This window comes from Methanococcoides orientis (genome assembly GCF_021184045.1).
In the GTDB taxonomy this organism is placed as follows: domain Archaea; phylum Halobacteriota; class Methanosarcinia; order Methanosarcinales; family Methanosarcinaceae; genus Methanococcoides; species Methanococcoides orientis.
Genome location: NZ_CP073710.1, coordinates 376,862 through 393,902 on the forward strand (window position 1 = coordinate 376,862; position 17,041 = coordinate 393,902).

The 17,041-nt window shown below is 43.3% G+C and carries 19 protein-coding genes; 17 read left to right on the plus strand and 2 right to left on the minus strand.

The genetic code is table 11. The annotated features are described in order from the left end of the window. The first annotated feature begins 8 nt into the window (after window positions 1-8). The 4 genes from J7W08_RS02050 to J7W08_RS02065 all read left to right on the plus strand — a co-directional run bounded on the left by J7W08_RS02050 (window position 9) and on the right by J7W08_RS02065 (window position 3,281). On the plus strand, window positions 9-1,313 hold the full coding sequence (locus J7W08_RS02050; RefSeq protein ID WP_233085001.1) for a phenylacetate--CoA ligase family protein: 1,305 nt from the start codon (window positions 9-11) through the stop codon (window positions 1,311-1,313). A gap of 45 nt (window positions 1,314-1,358) precedes the next feature. After that, on the plus strand, window positions 1,359-1,796 hold the full coding sequence (locus J7W08_RS02055; RefSeq protein WP_233085002.1) for an ACT domain-containing protein: 438 nt from the start codon (window positions 1,359-1,361) through the stop codon (window positions 1,794-1,796). A 141-nt stretch (window positions 1,797-1,937) separates the two neighbouring features. Then, the gene (locus J7W08_RS02060) at window positions 1,938-2,285 is read left to right on the plus strand and encodes a DUF2103 domain-containing protein (RefSeq protein ID WP_233085003.1); all 348 of its coding nucleotides are present in this window, start codon (window positions 1,938-1,940) and stop codon (window positions 2,283-2,285) included. 18 nt (window positions 2,286-2,303) lie between these two features. Continuing rightward, on the plus strand, window positions 2,304-3,281 hold the full coding sequence (locus J7W08_RS02065; RefSeq protein ID WP_233085004.1) for a methanogenesis marker 12 protein: 978 nt from the start codon (window positions 2,304-2,306) through the stop codon (window positions 3,279-3,281). Window positions 3,282-3,290: 9 nt separating this feature from the next. Here the strand turns inward: J7W08_RS02065 and J7W08_RS02070 are convergent, their stop codons facing one another. Next, complete coding sequence (locus J7W08_RS02070; RefSeq protein ID WP_259370109.1) at window positions 3,291-4,169, minus strand: nitrilase-related carbon-nitrogen hydrolase; 879 nt, start codon at window positions 4,167-4,169, stop codon at window positions 3,291-3,293. A gap of 138 nt (window positions 4,170-4,307) precedes the next feature. Between J7W08_RS02070 and J7W08_RS02075 the strand changes: the two genes are divergently transcribed. The 4 genes from J7W08_RS02075 to J7W08_RS02090 are packed head-to-tail and all read left to right on the plus strand — an operon-like array spanning window position 4,308 to window position 7,475. Then, the gene (locus J7W08_RS02075) at window positions 4,308-5,447 is read left to right on the plus strand and encodes a methanogenesis marker 9 domain-containing protein (RefSeq protein ID WP_233085005.1); all 1,140 of its coding nucleotides are present in this window, start codon (window positions 4,308-4,310) and stop codon (window positions 5,445-5,447) included. Then, complete coding sequence (locus J7W08_RS02080; protein ID WP_233085006.1) at window positions 5,437-6,408, plus strand: triphosphoribosyl-dephospho-CoA synthase; 972 nt, start codon at window positions 5,437-5,439, stop codon at window positions 6,406-6,408. Before J7W08_RS02075 ends, J7W08_RS02080 begins: the two co-directional genes overlap by 11 nt. Further along, the gene (locus tag J7W08_RS02085; protein ID WP_233085007.1) at window positions 6,408-7,004 is read left to right on the plus strand and encodes a DUF447 domain-containing protein; all 597 of its coding nucleotides are present in this window, start codon (window positions 6,408-6,410) and stop codon (window positions 7,002-7,004) included. The genes J7W08_RS02080 and J7W08_RS02085 overlap by 1 nt, the downstream gene beginning before the upstream one ends. 3 nt (window positions 7,005-7,007) lie before the next feature. Continuing rightward, a complete protein-coding gene (locus tag J7W08_RS02090) occupies window positions 7,008-7,475 on the plus strand; it encodes a nucleoside deaminase (RefSeq protein WP_233085008.1) in 468 nt (155 codons plus the stop codon). Here the strand turns inward: J7W08_RS02090 and J7W08_RS02095 are convergent, their stop codons facing one another. After that, window positions 7,476-8,381 (minus strand): tetratricopeptide repeat protein, encoded by a 906-nt coding sequence (locus J7W08_RS02095; RefSeq protein WP_233085009.1) that lies wholly within the window; start codon window positions 8,379-8,381, stop codon window positions 7,476-7,478. Between the two features lie 355 nt (window positions 8,382-8,736). Here J7W08_RS02095 and J7W08_RS02100 point away from each other — a divergent pair, with 355 nt between their 5' ends. From J7W08_RS02100 to J7W08_RS12185, 9 genes are all read left to right on the plus strand, one after another. After that, a complete protein-coding gene (locus J7W08_RS02100; protein WP_233085010.1) occupies window positions 8,737-11,280 on the plus strand; it encodes a PAS domain-containing protein in 2,544 nt (847 codons plus the stop codon). A 155-nt stretch (window positions 11,281-11,435) separates the two neighbouring features. Beyond that, on the plus strand, window positions 11,436-12,281 hold the full coding sequence (locus J7W08_RS02105; protein WP_233085011.1) for a hypothetical protein: 846 nt from the start codon (window positions 11,436-11,438) through the stop codon (window positions 12,279-12,281). A gap of 217 nt (window positions 12,282-12,498) precedes the next feature. Beyond that, window positions 12,499-12,852: a 50S ribosomal protein L7Ae gene (gene rpl7ae / locus J7W08_RS02110; RefSeq protein WP_048194001.1), complete on the plus strand. Its 354-nt coding sequence runs from the start codon at window positions 12,499-12,501 to the stop codon at window positions 12,850-12,852. 22 nt (window positions 12,853-12,874) lie between these two features. Then, complete coding sequence (locus J7W08_RS02115) at window positions 12,875-13,090, plus strand: 30S ribosomal protein S28e (protein ID WP_048205001.1); 216 nt, start codon at window positions 12,875-12,877, stop codon at window positions 13,088-13,090. Between the two features lie 5 nt (window positions 13,091-13,095). After that, a complete protein-coding gene (locus J7W08_RS02120) occupies window positions 13,096-13,284 on the plus strand; it encodes a 50S ribosomal protein L24e (protein ID WP_233085012.1) in 189 nt (62 codons plus the stop codon). A gap of 13 nt (window positions 13,285-13,297) precedes the next feature. Further along, complete coding sequence (gene ndk / locus J7W08_RS02125; protein WP_048194007.1) at window positions 13,298-13,747, plus strand: nucleoside-diphosphate kinase; 450 nt, start codon at window positions 13,298-13,300, stop codon at window positions 13,745-13,747. A 163-nt stretch (window positions 13,748-13,910) separates the two neighbouring features. Beyond that, on the plus strand, window positions 13,911-15,686 hold the full coding sequence (gene infB / locus J7W08_RS02130; protein ID WP_233085013.1) for a translation initiation factor IF-2: 1,776 nt from the start codon (window positions 13,911-13,913) through the stop codon (window positions 15,684-15,686). Between the two features lie 84 nt (window positions 15,687-15,770). Continuing rightward, window positions 15,771-16,178, plus strand: coding sequence for a 30S ribosomal protein S6e (locus J7W08_RS02135; RefSeq protein ID WP_233085014.1), 408 nt, complete (start codon window positions 15,771-15,773; stop codon window positions 16,176-16,178). Between the two features lie 236 nt (window positions 16,179-16,414). Further along, window positions 16,415-16,537 carry a hypothetical protein gene (locus J7W08_RS12185; protein WP_259370110.1) on the plus strand — a complete coding sequence of 41 codons (123 nt, stop codon included), beginning with the start codon at window positions 16,415-16,417 and terminating at the stop codon, window positions 16,535-16,537. The last annotated feature ends 504 nt before the right edge of the window (window positions 16,538-17,041 follow it).

Genomic DNA, 17,041 nt, shown 5'->3' on the forward strand with positions numbered 1-17,041 from the left:
TGATAAATATGATAGAATACTGGAATCCACAGATCGAGAGAATGCCTGTCGATGAGTTAAAAAAAGTACAGGAACAGAAGTTGTGCCAGCTCGTAAAATATGTTTATGAGCATTCTCCTTTTTACAAAAAGAGATTCGATGATGCGGGTGTAAAACCTGAGGACATAAAGACACTGGATGATGTTACAAAGCTACCATTCACATTCAAGAAAGACCTGAGGGATACCTATCCGACAGGTATGTTCTGCGTTCCTAACAACAAGCTTGTACGTTTCCATGTTTCATCAGGAACCACCGGTAAGCCTACTGTGGTCGGTTACACTGATAATGACATTAAAGCATGGTCAACTTCCCTTGCACGTGCCTTGACATCCATTGGCGTAGGAAGGGATGATGTCATGCAGATCGGTTATGGCTATGGTCTTTTCACAGGTGGCCTTGGTATGCACTATGGTGCAGAGGAAGCCGGATGTACTGTTCTTCCGACAAGCTCCGGAAATACTGACAGGCAGATCGAACTTATGCAGGATCTTGGGTCCACTGTCATTGCATGCACTCCTTCATACCTTTTGTTCATGATCGAAGCTGCAAGGGATGCCGGCATCAGCTTCCAGGATGATACAAAGCTTCGTGTGGGTGTACTGGGTGCTGAGCCATGGTCTGAAGAGATGCGCAAGAGGATCGAGGATTCCACAGGCATCAAGGCCTATGATATATTCGGAACATCCGAACTTAGTGGTCCTCTTTTCACTGAATGTCAGTCTCAGAATGGTATCCACATATGGGCAGACCAGTTCCTTGTCGAGGTCATAAACCCTGATACCGGTGAACCTGTGGCAAATGGTGAACGCGGTGAGCTTGTGATCACAACACTTGTGAAGGAAGCATTGCCCCTTATCAGGTACAGGATAGGTGACATAACCGTTCTGAACTGGGATGAATGTGAATGTGGTCGTACACATCCACGTATCATGCGTGTACTGGGTCGTGCTGACGACATGCTTATCGTTCGTGGCATCAATGTCTTCCCGGGACAGGTTGAATCTGTTCTGATGGACATCCCTGAGGTTGGCGAACACTTCATGATCATCGTTGACCGGGTCAATGAGCTGGATATCATGAAAGTGCAGATCGAAATGAATGACGCTGCTTTCAGCGATAAGGTCACTGATATCATAGACCTTGAAAAGAAGGTAGGTGCAGCTCTTAAGGGCGTGCTGAACCTTGCTGTCAAAGTGGAACTTGTCGAGCATGGGTCATTGCCACGTTCAATGGGCAAGGCAAAGAAAGTTATCGATAACAGAAAGATATAAAAGTTTAGAAGGAGTCATTCTAATATAACTTAAGGGGTTGATCTCATGGAAGAGAAAATGATCAAACAGATCTCATTATTTGCAGAGAACAAGCCGGGAAGGCTTGCAAACATTGCTGAGAAGTTTAAGGAATCCGGCATTAATATTCGCGCTTTTACTATTGCCGAAGCCGGGGACTTTGGGATAATCAGGATGGTTGTAGATAATCCCGATTCAGCTCATAAAGTGCTCCATGATGCAGGATTCACTGTATCCGAGACAAATGTTCTTGGTGTTGAGATGGAGGATGTACCCGGGCAGCTCGCCATGATCGCAGATGTTCTCAGTGAAAAGGACATCAACATCGATTATGCTTATGCCTTTGTCACAAAGACCGAAAAAGCATTCCTTATCATACGCGTAAATGATATCAGGGGTGCTGTCAAGGCTCTTGATGACGCAAACGTCCGTCTGCTCGATATGAGCGACGTGCATGATATTTAACTGGATTAAGGCACCGATCGGTGCATATCCCTTTTTTTTCTTTTTTTCTTTCAGTTCACTTTAATTTACTTTTTTCCATCTATTTCTTTTTGATTTATATATGTCAGTAATGTTTTTATATCAGCTTTTCAAATTTCGTGCATGGAAGATAATTCGATTAAAAATTGGGAAGCATCGTTAAAAGGGAAACTTCATGGTGCTCATTCCACCGTTATAGGTGAACGCCAGGGAAAAAAGATCCTCGGTATCATAAGCCAGCACGAAGAGGTAAAAAGCATCATTCCATCCGTTATAACTGTTAAAGGAAAGAGCTCACCTGGGGGGAATCTTGCTGCAAAGGTCCTGCGTCCTGATGAAAGGGGTAACCTGCGCATGCTTTTGTCTCACGGTACTTCCTCACAGGAAATTAGGATCGTTACGACAGTTGCTACTCACGATGAAGGTGAGCGTGTGATGGAAGAGCTTAACGCCCTGCTTTTTGATATCTAATATTTCAAGGTGTTACTCATGTTCATCGGGGTTGATCACGGTACGAATGCAATGCGTTTTGCCGGGGTCGTTAAAGGCGATATAAAAACTTTTGAACTCCCGCGTTCAGAAGTAGCAAGTATGTCCGGATCGGAGATCCTTGATTCGTTCACTTCCAATCTGGGTGTTGATATTTCGGATATTGAACTTGCTGCTGTTACCTATTCTATGGGTGATGGCATCGCTGCCATTGAAGACCTTAATGATGTATCATCCCGTGGAGTGATCAGTATTGAGGGTGTCGGCAAAAAGACCGGTGCAGGTACTCGTGTTTTTGATGCTATCAAAGAGTCCGTCATACCTGCAGTGTTGATCCCTGGTATCCATTCTAAAAGCAACACTGACCCCCGTATGAACGTTTTTTCACACTCAACGAGCCCGGAAAAGATCGGGATCGCATACAATGCCTACTGTACAGGCGTGGATGATTTTGTAGTTTCTGATATCAGTTCCAATACTGTGACCGTAGGTGTCTGCGGAGGAAAGCTTGTTGGTGCGATCGATGCCTGCATATTTGCTCCGGGAACTCAGCATGGTCCTCTTGACCTTGAAGCTATCAGGGATGTCGATGCAGGCAAATGCAGTGCAAATGATGCTTTCATGAATGCCGGCGTATTGAGCCGTAGCCCCTATTCAAGTGTTAATGAGCTTCTAGAGGCTCTGAAGGGCAAAGAGGATGAGGCTGTACTTGCAATGGACCGTATTTCACTTTTTGCAGCCATGGAGATCGCTGCAATGCAGGTCCTGATGGAGGACCATGGGGCAAGAGGTAATGTTTTCCTTGCTGGTTCCATGGGTGAAGAGGATCATGTTGTAGGCCGTATAGGAAGGCATATAGGCGTTACACCTGCTGTACTTGGCAAATGGAGTGCTTCCATTGGCTGTGCAGAGATCGCCCGTGACATTGCCGGTGGTGCAGATCGCATACTTGGACTTGATGTCAATTTTAGCTTATAATTTCGATCTTTAGTAAAGTTCAGGTCTCCGGTCATCAAAGACCGGTATTGCTTTTCTTGTATCTTTCATCATTTCAGGATCGATCTCTTGAATGATGAAGCATTCTTTATCTTTTGCATCTGCCAGAACGTTTCCAAGGGGGTCAAGGATCATGCTGGCTCCAAAGAACGTAGAGCTGGGGTCTGCACCAGTTCTGTTGCAGGCAATATGGTATATCTGGTTCTCAACAGAACGTGCCGTAGCAAGTGACCTCCACTGGTATTCTCTTGGGTTTGGGAATTCTGCAATGGTTACAAGTATATCAGAACCTTCGATCGCTAACTTTCGTGCAATTTCCGGAAAACGCATCTCATAGCAAATTTCCAGTCCGATGGTAAGGTCATGGCTTTTAAGGTGGATCGGTTCGATCTGGTCGCCGGGTGTGAAATAGCCTTTTTCCTTTCCGAATGGATGTGTTTTGGTGTATGTTCCTGCAAGATCACCGTTCTCGATACAGAAACCCATATTCGTAAAGTTGTTTTTTCCCTGTTCTTCTCCCCTTTTTCCTTTTAATTCAATGTCAATGTCTACTTCTACTCCTTCTCTTTCCCTTTTTTCATTTTTTTGTACTTCTTCATTGTTGTGTTTCTGTATTATGGATCCGATCATAACACATGAGTTCTGCTTTGAGAAATCTCTCAGCTGTTCGATGGTAGGGAAGGGTTCTGATTCTCCTGAATTTTCAAGTTCTTCATAGCAGAATCCGGTAGAGAACACTTCAGGAAGAACTATGAGCTCTGCACCATGTGAAATTGCATCTTCGGACAGCATGAGTGCTTTGTTGATGTTGTCCTGTTTTTTGCAATGGGAAATATCCATCTGGATGGCCGCGGCTTTTATAGGTTTCACTTGATATCCTCTCTTACTTTTAGATTGACTCTCTTGCTCTCTGTATATATCAATTTGTTCTGTAACGTTACATTAATATGGAACTACTTTCTTTTACAGCCCAAATTAAGCTAAATAAATTCTAATGAGGCTATTATTGTGAGTGATGAACTTTTTGATCTGCAGATTGGTTATGTTAAATTCAGCAACCCTATAGCTCTTGCACCAATGGCAGGTGTTACTAACAGTGAATTTGCAAACAATTATGCAAAGAATGCCGGTCTTGCTGTGATCGGCGGCTATAATCTGGATGGGGACACTAATATAGCGGCTAAGGCGCTTGTTGAGAACGGTCGGGATGAGTTCATAACCGATACTCCACTGGAATTTTTGGAAAATGAAGCTAAAGCTATCAATATTGGCAGTGCTGTAGCCTTCAATGTAAGAAGTACGACCCTTGAGCCGTTGCTCAAAGCTGCCGAGATCATAAAAAATGCCGGTGGGATCCTTGAGCTGGATGCCCATTGCAGGCAGGATGAAATGGTATCCATCGGTGTTGGTGAAGCATTGATGAAGGACATGCCAAGGCTTGCAGACTGGATCTCTAAGATCAAGGAAACGGGTGTTGTCCTTTCTGTAAAGGTAAGGGCAAATGTGGTCGACGATATTGCTCTTGCAAGGACCATTGAAAATGCTGGTGCCGATATTCTTCATCTGGATGCTATGATGGAAGGCGCAGGTGCGGACCTTGGTGCTATACTGCGTGTACGTGATTCTACAAGGATGTTCCTCATAGGAAACAATTCCATTCTTGATTTTAATGATGCTAAAGAGATGTTCTCGAAAGGTGCTGATATGGTCTCTGTCTCAAGAGGCGTGCTTCAGGATGCGCATCTTATTGATCATCTCGTTGAGGAAGTTACCCTGCTTCAGGAGCAGATGGGCTGGTACAATTCACCCAAACATGTCTGCCGTGGCGAAGGGGATCTTCGGGGACTTGCATTCTGTTGTTTGCCTGTTAAGCCGTGTGCTGTTCATAACAAGGCAGGACAGCTTGGCTACAGTCCTAAGGAATTTGCCAATGTCAAGATGGAGTTTGCAAAAGGCACTCCTCTTGAATTCGGGGATAGTACCTGTTTTGGTAGTCTTGTTTGGTGTTGTAAGATCTCAAAACCCTGTTATTTAAGGGATGGAGTTCTTGATCTGCTTGATCTTTCTGCAGCAGATTACATGAAACTGAAGAAAGACCTTGCAACTTATATATTAGATAATGCTAAAAAACCTGTGAATGAATCTTAATTATCAAGGTACAACATCCAAGGGACTGAGCTGCAGCGGGAAGTCTGCAGCATCATATATTGCACGTTGTGCCCAGCTTGCAATGATCCTGGAGGTCTCAGCTTCTCCCAAGCCGGGAAACATAGACCGTCATCATGATTACGATGACACCAGGTATGAGCACTTCCTTGCATCTGCTGTAAGCATCTCTCCTGTAATTGAAGATGCGGCCAGGGGATGCACAGGTATTGGTGAGAGCTTAAAGGCTGCTGTTAACCAGAGCAATTCCTGGCAGGCTGGCGGTAACACACATTTTGGTGCATTTCTTCTACTTATCCCGCTTTCCATGGCTGCAGGGGAGCTTTTGGAAAAGGATGGTTCTTTCGATGTGGGTCAGCTTATCAGTCGCACCCATGAGATCGTAATGTCAACGGGCACAGAGGATGCCCTGGATTTCTACAAATGTTTCAGTTCCGCAGGCGTGCGCGTGAATGATGTAGATGAGTTCGACCTTCAGGATGAAGGGTCCCTGGGCTCATTGGGGGAAAAAGGAGTTACATTATACGACCTGATGGTGATATCACAGGGGTATGACCAGATCGCCAATGAGTGGGTCAATGGATTTAAAACATGTGCATACTGTGCACAGACCATCACTCGCTTAATGACTGCTCAGGATGGTAAAAATTTAGTCCCTGACATAAATCAGGCCATCGTTTACACATTCCTGAAGTTGCTTTCTGAAACTCCGGACACGTTCATCCAGACAAAGACTAATATAGAAACAGCGGAAAATGTTTCTATGCAAGCAAAGTCTATTATTTCAAAAATAGAGAATAACGATTACAAAATGTCTTTATTCTGGGGAGACATCGAAACTTTCGATGAGGATTTACTTGATCGCAGATTAAATCCCGGGTCTACAGCAGATATCATAATAGCAGGCATTTTCATAACGTTGCTTGGGGGTTTGAGATTCTAATGGCAAAAATTGATCTTGATACTTTTGGTATAAATGAAGGCATTAGTGAAATGATAGTGACCACCTATCAGGGTTGGTCTCCAAATGCTGCTCCAATGGGTATCATTCGTAAGGACGATGAGTTGCTTGTGCGACTTTTTAAAGGCTCTACTACATATAGCAATGTTCTGGCAGAGCACAGGCTCGTGGCAAATCTTGTCTATGATCCTCTGCTTTTTGTGCGTACAACTTTTGGTGATATCGATGCTTCTGAATTCGATGTTTTCACTCACGATGAACGAGGTTTTGCAGTACTCAAGGATGCAGTCTCCTGGGCTGTTTTTGAATGTGTTGACATAAAGGAAACGTCTGAAGCACTGGTGGCAAAATTAAAACCTCTCCATGCACGGATGAACAAACATGTTTTTAGATCGGTAAACCGCGGTTTCAATCTCGTTATTGAATCTTGTGTTCATGCGACACGTTATGAGCTGACAAATGATGAAAAATATATGAGGCTCATCAAGGCTTATTCCTGCACTGTGAACAAATGTGGCGGTAAAGCTGAAAAGGATGCAATGAAGTTTCTTCTAAATTACCTTGAGGGGAAAAAGTAACTTATGTCTGATAACTTCATGGAAATTGCTGTGGAGGAAGCACGCAAAGGCATGCAAAATAATGAAGGTGGTCCTTTCGGGGCTGTTATTGTAAAGGATGGAAAGGTTCTTTCAAAGGCACACAACAGAGTGCTTGGTACCAATGACCCTTCTGCACACGCTGAAATAGTTGCGATACGGAAAGCTTCTTCAATTCTTGAGAACTTCGACCTTTCAGGTTGTGAGTTATATGCTACCACCATGCCATGTCCAATGTGCCTTTCAGCTATATGTTGGGCACGCATCAGGAAAGTATATTATGGGACCAGCACCGATGAAGTTGCTTCCATAGGTTTTGATGATGGCATGATCTATGACATATTAAAAAAAGGTGCTTCCCCATCCGTATTGGAAAAGACCAATGTCGAATGTGAAAGCTGCCGTAAATTGCTGGATGAATGGGAGGAAAAACCGGATAAGATGATGTATTGATCACCTATCGGTTTTCGGCTCATGTTCAAGCGTTTCTTTTGCTTCTTCCGCCCTTCCAAGTTTTAAGAGTATCTCTGCTTTGTTCTCACGTGCAGCGTTGAAATCCGGTTCAATATGAAGTGCATTAGTAAAAGCCGTTAATGCATCCTCATCCCTTCCTACCTCTGCAAGACAGTTGCCAAGACAATACCATGCATCCGGGAATGCTTTTTTTATTTCAAGTGCGCTTCTGTATGCTTCGATAGCTTCTTCCTGCCTTCCCAGCTTATCAAGGGTGTTTGCTTTAGCATACCATACTCCTGCAGCATTTGTCTTTAATGTGGGGTCGGGATCGATGTTCAACAGGGAATAACGTGGGAATTCAAAATTCATTATGCCTGCATATTCGATAGCCTTGTCATATGCTTCAAGTGCATCTTCAAAACGTTCTATCTGATAGAGAGCATTCGCCTTGCAGTACCATGCATCAGGTAATTCCGGCTGCATCTCAATAGTTTTATCAAGTACTTCAAGTGCCTCTTCATATCGGCTTATGCTGAACAGGACAAATCCTCTGCTGAATATTATCTTTGGGTCTTCGGGAGTTTCAATTAGTGTCTCATCGATTATCTCAAGTGCATCTTCATATCGCTGAAGTTTGAAAAGGATAAAACATTTGTTGAACCGGGCATCTCTTGCTTTTTTTTCGATCCTCTTTGCTTCTTCTTCCATATCGCTTTCCAGCAGCACTTGATGTGTCTCTTCCAACATAGATGCAGCTTTATCATAATTCTCCAGTGCTTCTTCGTAGCGTCCCATTTCAAAAAGAACGTAACCTTTTCCAAATACGCTGTCTGCTGCTTTTTCCATCTGCTTTAGTTTTCGTTTGTCAGATGTTTGACTAAAGATATCCTTGAAAATTCCCATACATTAAATTAGAATATGGCTGTTGATATAGTTTTTGCAGAATGATGTCAGTTTTATGTCTTGTTAAAACTGGTTGCTGTGCTAGTCGTGATTTTGTGTTAACCTTGGTTGTGTTAACTGTGGTTATTGTGTTAACCTTAGTTGTTGTTTCAACTGTGTCTGCCGTGTCTAATCTTGTTTTTTAACCGTTTAAGGCAAATTCTTTTCTAAAATGTAACATACTTATAAAAAATAAAATGATTTTTTGTATGTTCTTTGTATTAATGTATAAATAGGTTCACTATCTAATAGATATTCACAAACCCTTGGTGTTGATCATATTACTGCCGGAAAAACGAATGTAAATAAGGCAAAAATGCCTTTTCTTGATTCAGAATCTATGGAAGAGGTCTTCTCATCCGTGGTCAACTCAAGTCCTGCAGTTGTCTTTATCTGGAGGGAAGATGACGGCTGGCCTGTGGATTTTGTTTCAGAGAACATTTCTCAGTTCGGTTACGATCCGGATGAGTTTACTTCCGGTAAGCTTCGATATGTTGATATTTTACATCCTGATGATGCAGGCATGGTCATGTCCGAAGCATCCCGGCATGTTAGCAAGGAAGATACAAGCTTTGATCTAAGGTATCGTATTCTAACCAGATCAGGGGATGTCAGGTGGGTAGATGAAAGGACCTCTGTCCATTATGATGATTCTGGTAAGCTCAAGTTCTATCACGGGATTGTTGTTGATATAACTGAACAGAGGATGGATGATATTGCACTGCTTGATGGTGCACTGGAAATGAAGAACACATTGGAATCTGTCATAAATTCCAGTCCTGTGGTTGTTTTTTTATGGCGTGCTGAAGAAGACTGGCCTGTTGAGTTCGTCTCGAAGAACATTGATATGTTCGGGTATTCGGTGGAAGAGTTCACCTCGGGAGAGCTTGTTTATGCTGACATTGTACACCCTGAAGACATCGGTCGGGTACGTGCAGGGGTTTCGAAATCGACTGAAGGCGGTTACTCTGATTTCTTCCAGGAATATAGGATATTGACAAGATCGGGTGAAGTCCGATGGGTGGATGAGAGGACACATCTTCATCACAATTCAAAAGGCGAGGTTACATATCTCCAAGGTATTATCGTTGATATCACCGGACGTAAGAAGATCGAAAATGTGCTGCACACCGAGGAGATGCGTATCGAGGCAGTGTTGAACCTTTATCAGATGACAGATTCATCCGTGCAGGAGATCATGGATTTTTCGCTGGAAGAAGCAGTAAAGCTGACCGGAAGCCATGTTGGATATCTTGCTTTTGTGGATGTGGATGAAGCTACAGTTACGATAGACTCATGGTCTGGAGAAGTGATGAAGGAATGCTCTCTCAAAGATAGGAAGTCAGGGTCTCATTTTGATCATGCAGGTCTCTGGACTGAATCTCTAAAGCAGAAACTGCCTATTATTATCAATGATTATTCTGCAGAAAATCCTTCAAAAAGTGGCTATCCTGAAGGACATATGAATATCACAAGGTTCCTGAGTATTCCAATATTTGAAAGGGATCATGTTGTTGCTCTTGTTGGTCTTGTCAATAAAGCCGAGGATTATGACCTCTCGGATGTGAGGCAGGTATCACTTCTAATGAATGGGATGTGGAATATCCTGTTACACAAAAAGGCTGATGCGGAACTTCGTCGCTCTCTTGACATTCAGAAGATACTGGGTGATGTTATCAAAAGCAGTCCTGCAGTTGTGTTCCTGTGGCGTGCTGAGGAGAACTGGCCTGTTGAGTTCGTGTCCGAGAATGTTGCCCAGTTTGGTTATTCTGTTGATGATTTTATTTCGGGGAAGCTTGTATATGGTGACATAGTCCATCCATATGACCTGGAGCGTGTGCAAAAAGAGCTTGCCAAGAGAGTGGATGCAGGCTTCATGGATTTTAACCAGGAGTATCGTATATTTACTAAGTTCGGGGACGTACGCTGGGTTGATGAAAGGACTTTCATAAAACATGATGAGGCGGGAAATGTAAGGTACTTACAGGGTATTATTGTGGATGTAACTGACCGGAAACATTCCGATGATTTCATGCATGTGCAGCTTGACCTTGATACGGTTCTTAGTTCTGCAAACACAATTGAGGAAACATTTGAGCAGATGCTGAGCTTCAGCCTGAAGGTTGATCCGGTGGATTCCGGCAGATTCTATCTTCTGGACGATGTAACGGGTGACCTGAAGCTTGTTGCACATGAAGGCTTGTCGGAGCGTTTTGTAAAAGATACTTCTGTTTTTCCACGGAACTCTGTCCAGAACCGTCTGGTCATGACCGGGCAGCCTGTTTACAAACATCATTCCGAGTTGAATGCTATTGGTACCGGGGAGAAACTCCGCTACGAAGGTCTTCATGGTACTGCCATCATTCCTGTGAAGCATGAAGGTAAGGTGATAGCAGCGCTTTGTCTTTCATCACACAGTGAATATGAGATCCCTGATAATTCGCGCAGTTCCCTTGAAACGATAGCTAACCAGATAGGTATTGCCATCTCTAAAATGCGATCTTCATCCGGCATTGCTCAGAAATATAAAGATCTTCGATCCCTCGTTGATATGATGGATGAGTTATTGGTAGTAATGGATATGGAAGGTTATGTCCTTTATGCCAACAGGGCAGTAGTGGACTACCTGGGATTTTTGGAAGATGATATTTCTGGTATGCATTATCTTGAACTACATCCTGATTCTGAATGGGATCAGGTGGATTCGATCTTGTCGAAAGTGAAGGTTGGGAAAACGATAGTTTTCGAGACATCTATGCTTGGTGCCAAAGGTCCTTTGCATAAAGTTGAGACAAGACTTATATGTGGTGAATGGTCAGGTCACCCTTGTGTGATGGCAACATCACGTTTTCTTGATTAAGTTATGAGCCATATCGCGATCGAATAAACTCCAATCTTGTTTTTTGTATTGGGACAAAACAAAGAGCCTTATATATGAGTATGTAGATAGGATGTTCCAACTTTTAAAAAGTGCTTTTATTAAAGCACCTCTAATATTTATCCTGGAGTGTATAAATGAATCAGAAATATATAGCGATCTTTTTGGCGGTCATTATGGTGATGTCCATACTGCCTTTCTTTTTCACTGGAAATTCGAATCAGGCAAATGGGGATAGTTCATCTACACAAGCATCCAGCTTTGATTCCATACCTGGCAAACACGTAGATTATGAATTGAACTCTATTACTGATGGTCTTGCAGTGACAGCTGAGGATGCTGTTGTTGTACAGTATTTTGATATAACCGCTATCAGGGGTACTCCTCTTGAGTTAATAATAGGGAACTCATCACAACTTGATGGCATCTATGGATCACAGGTCAATAAGATGTACACTGCAGAATATGTTGATGGAACCTGGTTCAATATGCATGAGATCTCTCCACAGGTCGTGGCATTCCAGTACTACCTGTCACCTGATCTCTACAATGGGTATCAACTTCTGTCTCGTGGTAACGATGTATTCAATGTGGTCGGTGAACCAATGTTATTAGGCGAGAAAGCTCAGTTGGAGTCTGTTCTGGATGCAATTGAAGGTGAATCCACACCAAATACCGAGTTTGACCGGATACTTGAATTCGTAGAACCTGGGGCTGAAATGCAGCGTTTGCTTGTGGTAGAGGATGGCTTTGCGGATCAATACTATGTTGGAATTGAACTTGAGGACGATATGTCATACTCAAGGACCGCTGTGTACCTGAACCCAACAGAGGATACTATTAACAACGTGACCTCTCTTGCAGCTAACAGCTCAGAACGCGCCCTCTTCTATGATGTCTATTCAGAGAATGATATCTTGAAAGTTACTGTAAGTTCCGATGTTTCAAACTTCTATTCTTTGGCTATAGAGCCTGCATGGTGAGATCCTTTCTCACCTTTTTTTCTTTATTGATATCTTTTCTACAATATGCGCTGGATTTTGGCGCAAGCTATATATGTGACTGTGGCGATTCATACCAAATACTTCGGCGTATGTAAGTGTTGTTCCATTTTGGAAAAATAGCTTGCTGCGTTTAAGTGAATTACAATGAATAATGACAAGCCGCGACATAAGGAGCGGTTTCGAAGGAGAATTTAATATGGCAAAATTTGACGTTCCTGACGAATTAGCAGATAAAGCACTTGAAGCAATCGAACTCGCAAGAGACACCGGAAAGATCAAGAAAGGTACAAACGAAGCAACAAAAGCTATCGAGAGAGGCATCACAAAGCTCGCTGTCATTGCAGATGACATTGAGCCAGCAGAAGTTGTTGCTCACATTCCTGCTCTTTGCGAGGAAAAGAACACACCATACATTTTTGTAAAACAGCAGAAAGAGCTTGGTGCAGCCTGTGGCATAGGTGTCGGCTGTGCAGCTGTTGTGATCACTGATGCAGGAAAGGGCGGCGAACTTGTAGAAGACGTTGCACAGAAGATCAGTGCACTCAAATAAACGGTAACCGGAGGCATCTCAAATGGCAGATGATGATACAGGCTTTGCAGCCGAGGTTATCGATGTTATCGGCAACACCGGTATGCATGGTGAAGCAAGCCAGATCCAGTGCAGGGTTCTTGAGGGTCGTGACAAAGGCAGGATCATTACAAGGAACTGTGTCGGTCCGGTAAGGATAGGCGATGTTTTCATGCTTATGGAGACATCAAGAGAGGCTAAGAAATTAACTACCAGGTGATGATAATGGAACAGAGAAAATGTTCATTCTGTGGTGAGCCACTTGAGCCGGGAACCGGCTTGCTCTTCGCAAAGAAAGACGGTTCTACCTATTATTTCTGTTCTTCAAAGTGCAAGGGCAACTTCGATCTCGGAAGACTTCCAAGACGTACTGTCTGGACAGAACAGGGTAGGTTATACCTGAAGAAAGCATAAGCGGGTGTTTCTGATGGAAAGAACTTATGTTATGATCAAACCTGATGGCGTTCAGCGTGGTCTTGTCGGAGAGATCCTTTCAAGGATCGAGAAGAGAGGCCTTAAGCTCGCAGCTTTGAGGATGAACGTAATGGACGAGGCTACTGCAAAGGAGCACTATAAAGAGCACTCTGAGAGACCATTCTTTGGTTCCCTCGTTTCATATGTGACCTCAGGGCCATCCGTTTCAATGGTTGTAGAAGGCAAGGATTCTATCAAGATCATGCGTGCCGTCAACGGTGCGACAAATCCTGTAGAAGCAGTACCTGGCACCATCCGTGGTGACTTCGCGATCGAGACTGGAAGGAACGTTGTCCACGCATCAGATGCTCCTGAATCAGCAGAGCGTGAGATCGCTCTTCACTTTGAAGAGTTTGAGATCACCGGCTATTCCAGGATCGATGAAGGGCAGCTTTACGAGTAAGCCTAAAAGGATCGAACCATCAACAACTGAATGATATTCTGAAGCGTCAGGTCGGACCAGCTCCGGCCTGTCGTGGATGTCATATTCAAAGGGTCATATTGGCCCTGGATATATTTTTTATCACTGATCTGATCAATAAGATAATTCCAAAGGGAGCTGCACTATGGCTGTAAAGGATGACTTAAGAACCCCTATCGTATGTGTAATGGGGCATGTGGATCACGGAAAGACCTCACTGCTCGATAACATCCGCGGAAGTGCGGTTGTATCCGGAGAGGCTGGTGCTATCACCCAGCATATCGGTGCAACTGAGGTTCCTATAGGATCCATTGTGGAGAAATGTGGAAATCCCGGTTTACTGGATCAGTTCGTTGTTCCAGGTCTTTTGTTCATTGATACTCCCGGGCATCATGCTTTTACGACCCTTAGGAGTCGTGGCGGAGCCCTTGCGGACCTTGCTGTTGTTATAGTGGATATTAATGAGGGTTTTAAGCCCCAGACCATTGAAAGCCTGCATATATTGAAGCAGCACAAAACTCCTTTTGTAGTGGTTGCCAACAAGATCGACAAGATACATGGCTGGAACCCGCAAAAAGATTCTCCTTTCATGGCATCCTACAACAAGCAAAGCGAGCATGTGAGGACCAGTCTGGACAATAAGTTCTATGAGGTTATCGGTGAGCTTTATAATCATGGCTTCAGCTCGGACCGATACGATCGGGTGGCTGATTTCCAGCATAATATTGGTGTCATACCTATCAGTGCTATTACCGGGGAGGGAATACCTGACCTCTTGATGGTGCTTCTGGGACTGGCACAGAGATTCCTGGAATCCAATCTGCATTACGATGCAACTGGTCCGGGTGTCGGAACCGTGCTCGAAGTAAAGGAAGAACGTGGTCTTGGAACCACTGTTGATCTTATACTTTATGACGGAACACTGAAAAAAGGCGATACTATCGTAGTTGGAAGCCTGGATGAACCTATACAGACAAAAGTGCGTGCGGTGCTGAAACCTCGTGTCCTTTCCGAGATCAATGTGGAGGACAAGTTTAAGCAGGTCAGCAAAGTAACAGCTGCTATAGGTGTAAAGATCTCAGCTCCGAATCTTGATGGAGCCCTTTCAGGCGGGTCTGTTAGAGTAGCAACTCCTGAGACTCTTGAGACGGTTGTTGAGGAAGTTCGCAGTGAGGTTGAGGACGTTCAGATCGATACTGACCAGAGCGGTATAGTCATCAAAGCTGATACTATCGGATCTCTTGAAGCTCTCGTAAATGAGTTGAAGAAAGAAGAGATTCCTATTCGTAAAGCAGACGTGGGTGATATCTCCAACAGGGATATTGTGGAAGTTTCAGCTATTGAAGACCCATTCCACTCTGTGATAGTTGGATTTAATGTTAATATTCTTCCTGATGCAAAGGAGAAGTTACAATCTACCAGTGTCAAACTGTTCATGAACGATGTCATCTATCGTCTTATTGACGATTATAAGGACTGGGTCAAAGAGCAGCGTGCACTTTCTGAGAAAACGATCTCCGAGACCATCATCAAGCCAGGAATGTTCACTATCATGCCTGATTGTACATTCAGGCAGAGCAAACCGGCTGTTGTAGGTGTAAGGATCATTGGCGGTGTTGTCAAGACCAAGGTAGATGTAACCAATGAAGATGGCATTGTTGTTGGTACTATAAAGGGCCTGCAATCCAGAGGGGAGAATGTTGGCGAAGCACGTATTGGAATGGAAGTTGCTATGAGTCTCGAAGGCCCGACAGTGGGGCGACAGATACACGAAGGCGACGTCCTGCATGCTAATATACCTGAAAGACATGCCAAGATCCTTGAGCATGAACTTTACGATTCACTTTCGGCGGACGAATTAGACGCAATGGATGCATTTCTTGAGATCAAAAGAAGGGGCAACCCCTTCTGGGCGAAATAAATATAATATATATGTCTGTTAGACATATACCAGATCAAATTAATTAAACAATAGATAAATATTACTAATATTTGGAGGCAAATCATGGCAGATTTTAAAGTTGTAGTTTCAGATCCAAAAACCAAGACCTACCAGTTCGATATCACTGGTGCTGAATCAAACCAGTTCATCGGTAAGGCTATTGGCCAGACCGTAGATGGTTCAACAGTAGGTCTGGATGGATACACCCTGACAATCACAGGCGGTACCGATGACAGTGGTTTCGTAATGAGCCCTGACCTTCCTGGTTCTAAGAGGCAGAAGATCCTCATTGCAAGAGGCGTTGGGTATTCACCAAAAGCAAGAGGTGTACGCCGCCGAAAGTTCCTTCGTGGAAGGGAAGTCGCAACCGATATTACCCAGATCAACACAAAGGTTACTGCATACGGTGACAAGACTATTGAGGACATCCTCGGTGGCGGTGCAGAAGCTGAAGCACCTGCAGAAGAGTGATTCTTTCACTCTTTCTATCTTTTTAATTTATTAATTATCTGTTTTTTTTTGTTTATTATTAATTAGAAGATATTTTTCCAAAAAATCAACTTCACTAAATTAATTCCATTAAAAATCTATTGAATAATAGATATGTTCTATTTGTTAATTGGTTGATCGATCTGTTGTTTAATTTTACCTGAACGTGCATTATTTTGATCTTGTATATTTTTGTAGATGAACCTTCCTGGAGGTCGGTGATTACTACCCTGGTCTCATCTGAGGATGATTCCAAAGACCTTGAGATTCCTGCAGAGAACCTGTTCTATATTGCTAAAAGGGTGCTCAAGGGCATGAACATGTACATGATCGAGTCGTAGATCACGTCAACACCAAGTCTTTTACGGTGCTGTAAGGTTCTATGCTGAAGGTGTCAGCGGTCTGAAATATGCTTCCTTTGAAGTCGTAGGCAAACGCATATCACGTTTTATACTGGGGGTATGGACTGAAAAAGAAGATGCACTTGTCGGTTTTTATCATAAGATATTGGAAGAGATCGAAAAGAGTACTGATCAAACTTTCGTTGATGGGGGTTCATGCAATACAATATAAGAACTACAAATATCACTGACAGCCTCATCCAACGGTCTAATATCGGTTCGGGGGCAGAGGTCAGAAAGTGCTCGAATTGTGGAAATGAAGTAAAGAACAATGCAAAGTCTGTGAAGAATGTGGGGAATGGCTGTACTGATCATGTGAACAATTTCTGTTCTCCAAATATTCAGTCCTTATTTTTTTTCTTTTTTCACTGAAAAAACATATAACTTATGATTTGATTCTTAGATATTGTTTAGCTTATATTTTTTATAATTCAAAAAGGTGGT

What these genes read in the sequence shown, in the direction of transcription:
- J7W08_RS02100 (WP_233085010.1), top strand. Translation starts at nt 8,737, where the DNA reads ATGCCTTTTCTTGATTCAGAATCTATGGAAGAGGTCTTCTCATCCGTG.
- J7W08_RS02095 (WP_233085009.1), bottom strand. Translation starts at nt 8,381, where the DNA reads ATGGGAATTTTCAAGGATATCTTTAGTCAAACATCTGACAAACGAAAA.
- J7W08_RS02050 (WP_233085001.1), top strand. Translation starts at nt 9, where the DNA reads ATGATAGAATACTGGAATCCACAGATCGAGAGAATGCCTGTCGATGAG.
- J7W08_RS02065 (WP_233085004.1), top strand. Translation starts at nt 2,304, where the DNA reads ATGTTCATCGGGGTTGATCACGGTACGAATGCAATGCGTTTTGCCGGG.
- J7W08_RS02085 (WP_233085007.1), top strand. Translation starts at nt 6,408, where the DNA reads ATGGCAAAAATTGATCTTGATACTTTTGGTATAAATGAAGGCATTAGT.
- J7W08_RS02115 (WP_048205001.1), top strand. Translation starts at nt 12,875, where the DNA reads ATGGCAGATGATGATACAGGCTTTGCAGCCGAGGTTATCGATGTTATC.
- J7W08_RS02105 (WP_233085011.1), top strand. Translation starts at nt 11,436, where the DNA reads ATGAATCAGAAATATATAGCGATCTTTTTGGCGGTCATTATGGTGATG.
- J7W08_RS02060 (WP_233085003.1), top strand. Translation starts at nt 1,938, where the DNA reads ATGGAAGATAATTCGATTAAAAATTGGGAAGCATCGTTAAAAGGGAAA.
- J7W08_RS02090 (WP_233085008.1), top strand. Translation starts at nt 7,008, where the DNA reads ATGTCTGATAACTTCATGGAAATTGCTGTGGAGGAAGCACGCAAAGGC.
- infB (WP_233085013.1), top strand. Translation starts at nt 13,911, where the DNA reads ATGGCTGTAAAGGATGACTTAAGAACCCCTATCGTATGTGTAATGGGG.
- J7W08_RS02135 (WP_233085014.1), top strand. Translation starts at nt 15,771, where the DNA reads ATGGCAGATTTTAAAGTTGTAGTTTCAGATCCAAAAACCAAGACCTAC.
- rpl7ae (WP_048194001.1), top strand. Translation starts at nt 12,499, where the DNA reads ATGGCAAAATTTGACGTTCCTGACGAATTAGCAGATAAAGCACTTGAA.
- ndk (WP_048194007.1), top strand. Translation starts at nt 13,298, where the DNA reads ATGGAAAGAACTTATGTTATGATCAAACCTGATGGCGTTCAGCGTGGT.
- J7W08_RS02120 (WP_233085012.1), top strand. Translation starts at nt 13,096, where the DNA reads ATGGAACAGAGAAAATGTTCATTCTGTGGTGAGCCACTTGAGCCGGGA.
- J7W08_RS02080 (WP_233085006.1), top strand. Translation starts at nt 5,437, where the DNA reads ATGAATCTTAATTATCAAGGTACAACATCCAAGGGACTGAGCTGCAGC.
- J7W08_RS02055 (WP_233085002.1), top strand. Translation starts at nt 1,359, where the DNA reads ATGGAAGAGAAAATGATCAAACAGATCTCATTATTTGCAGAGAACAAG.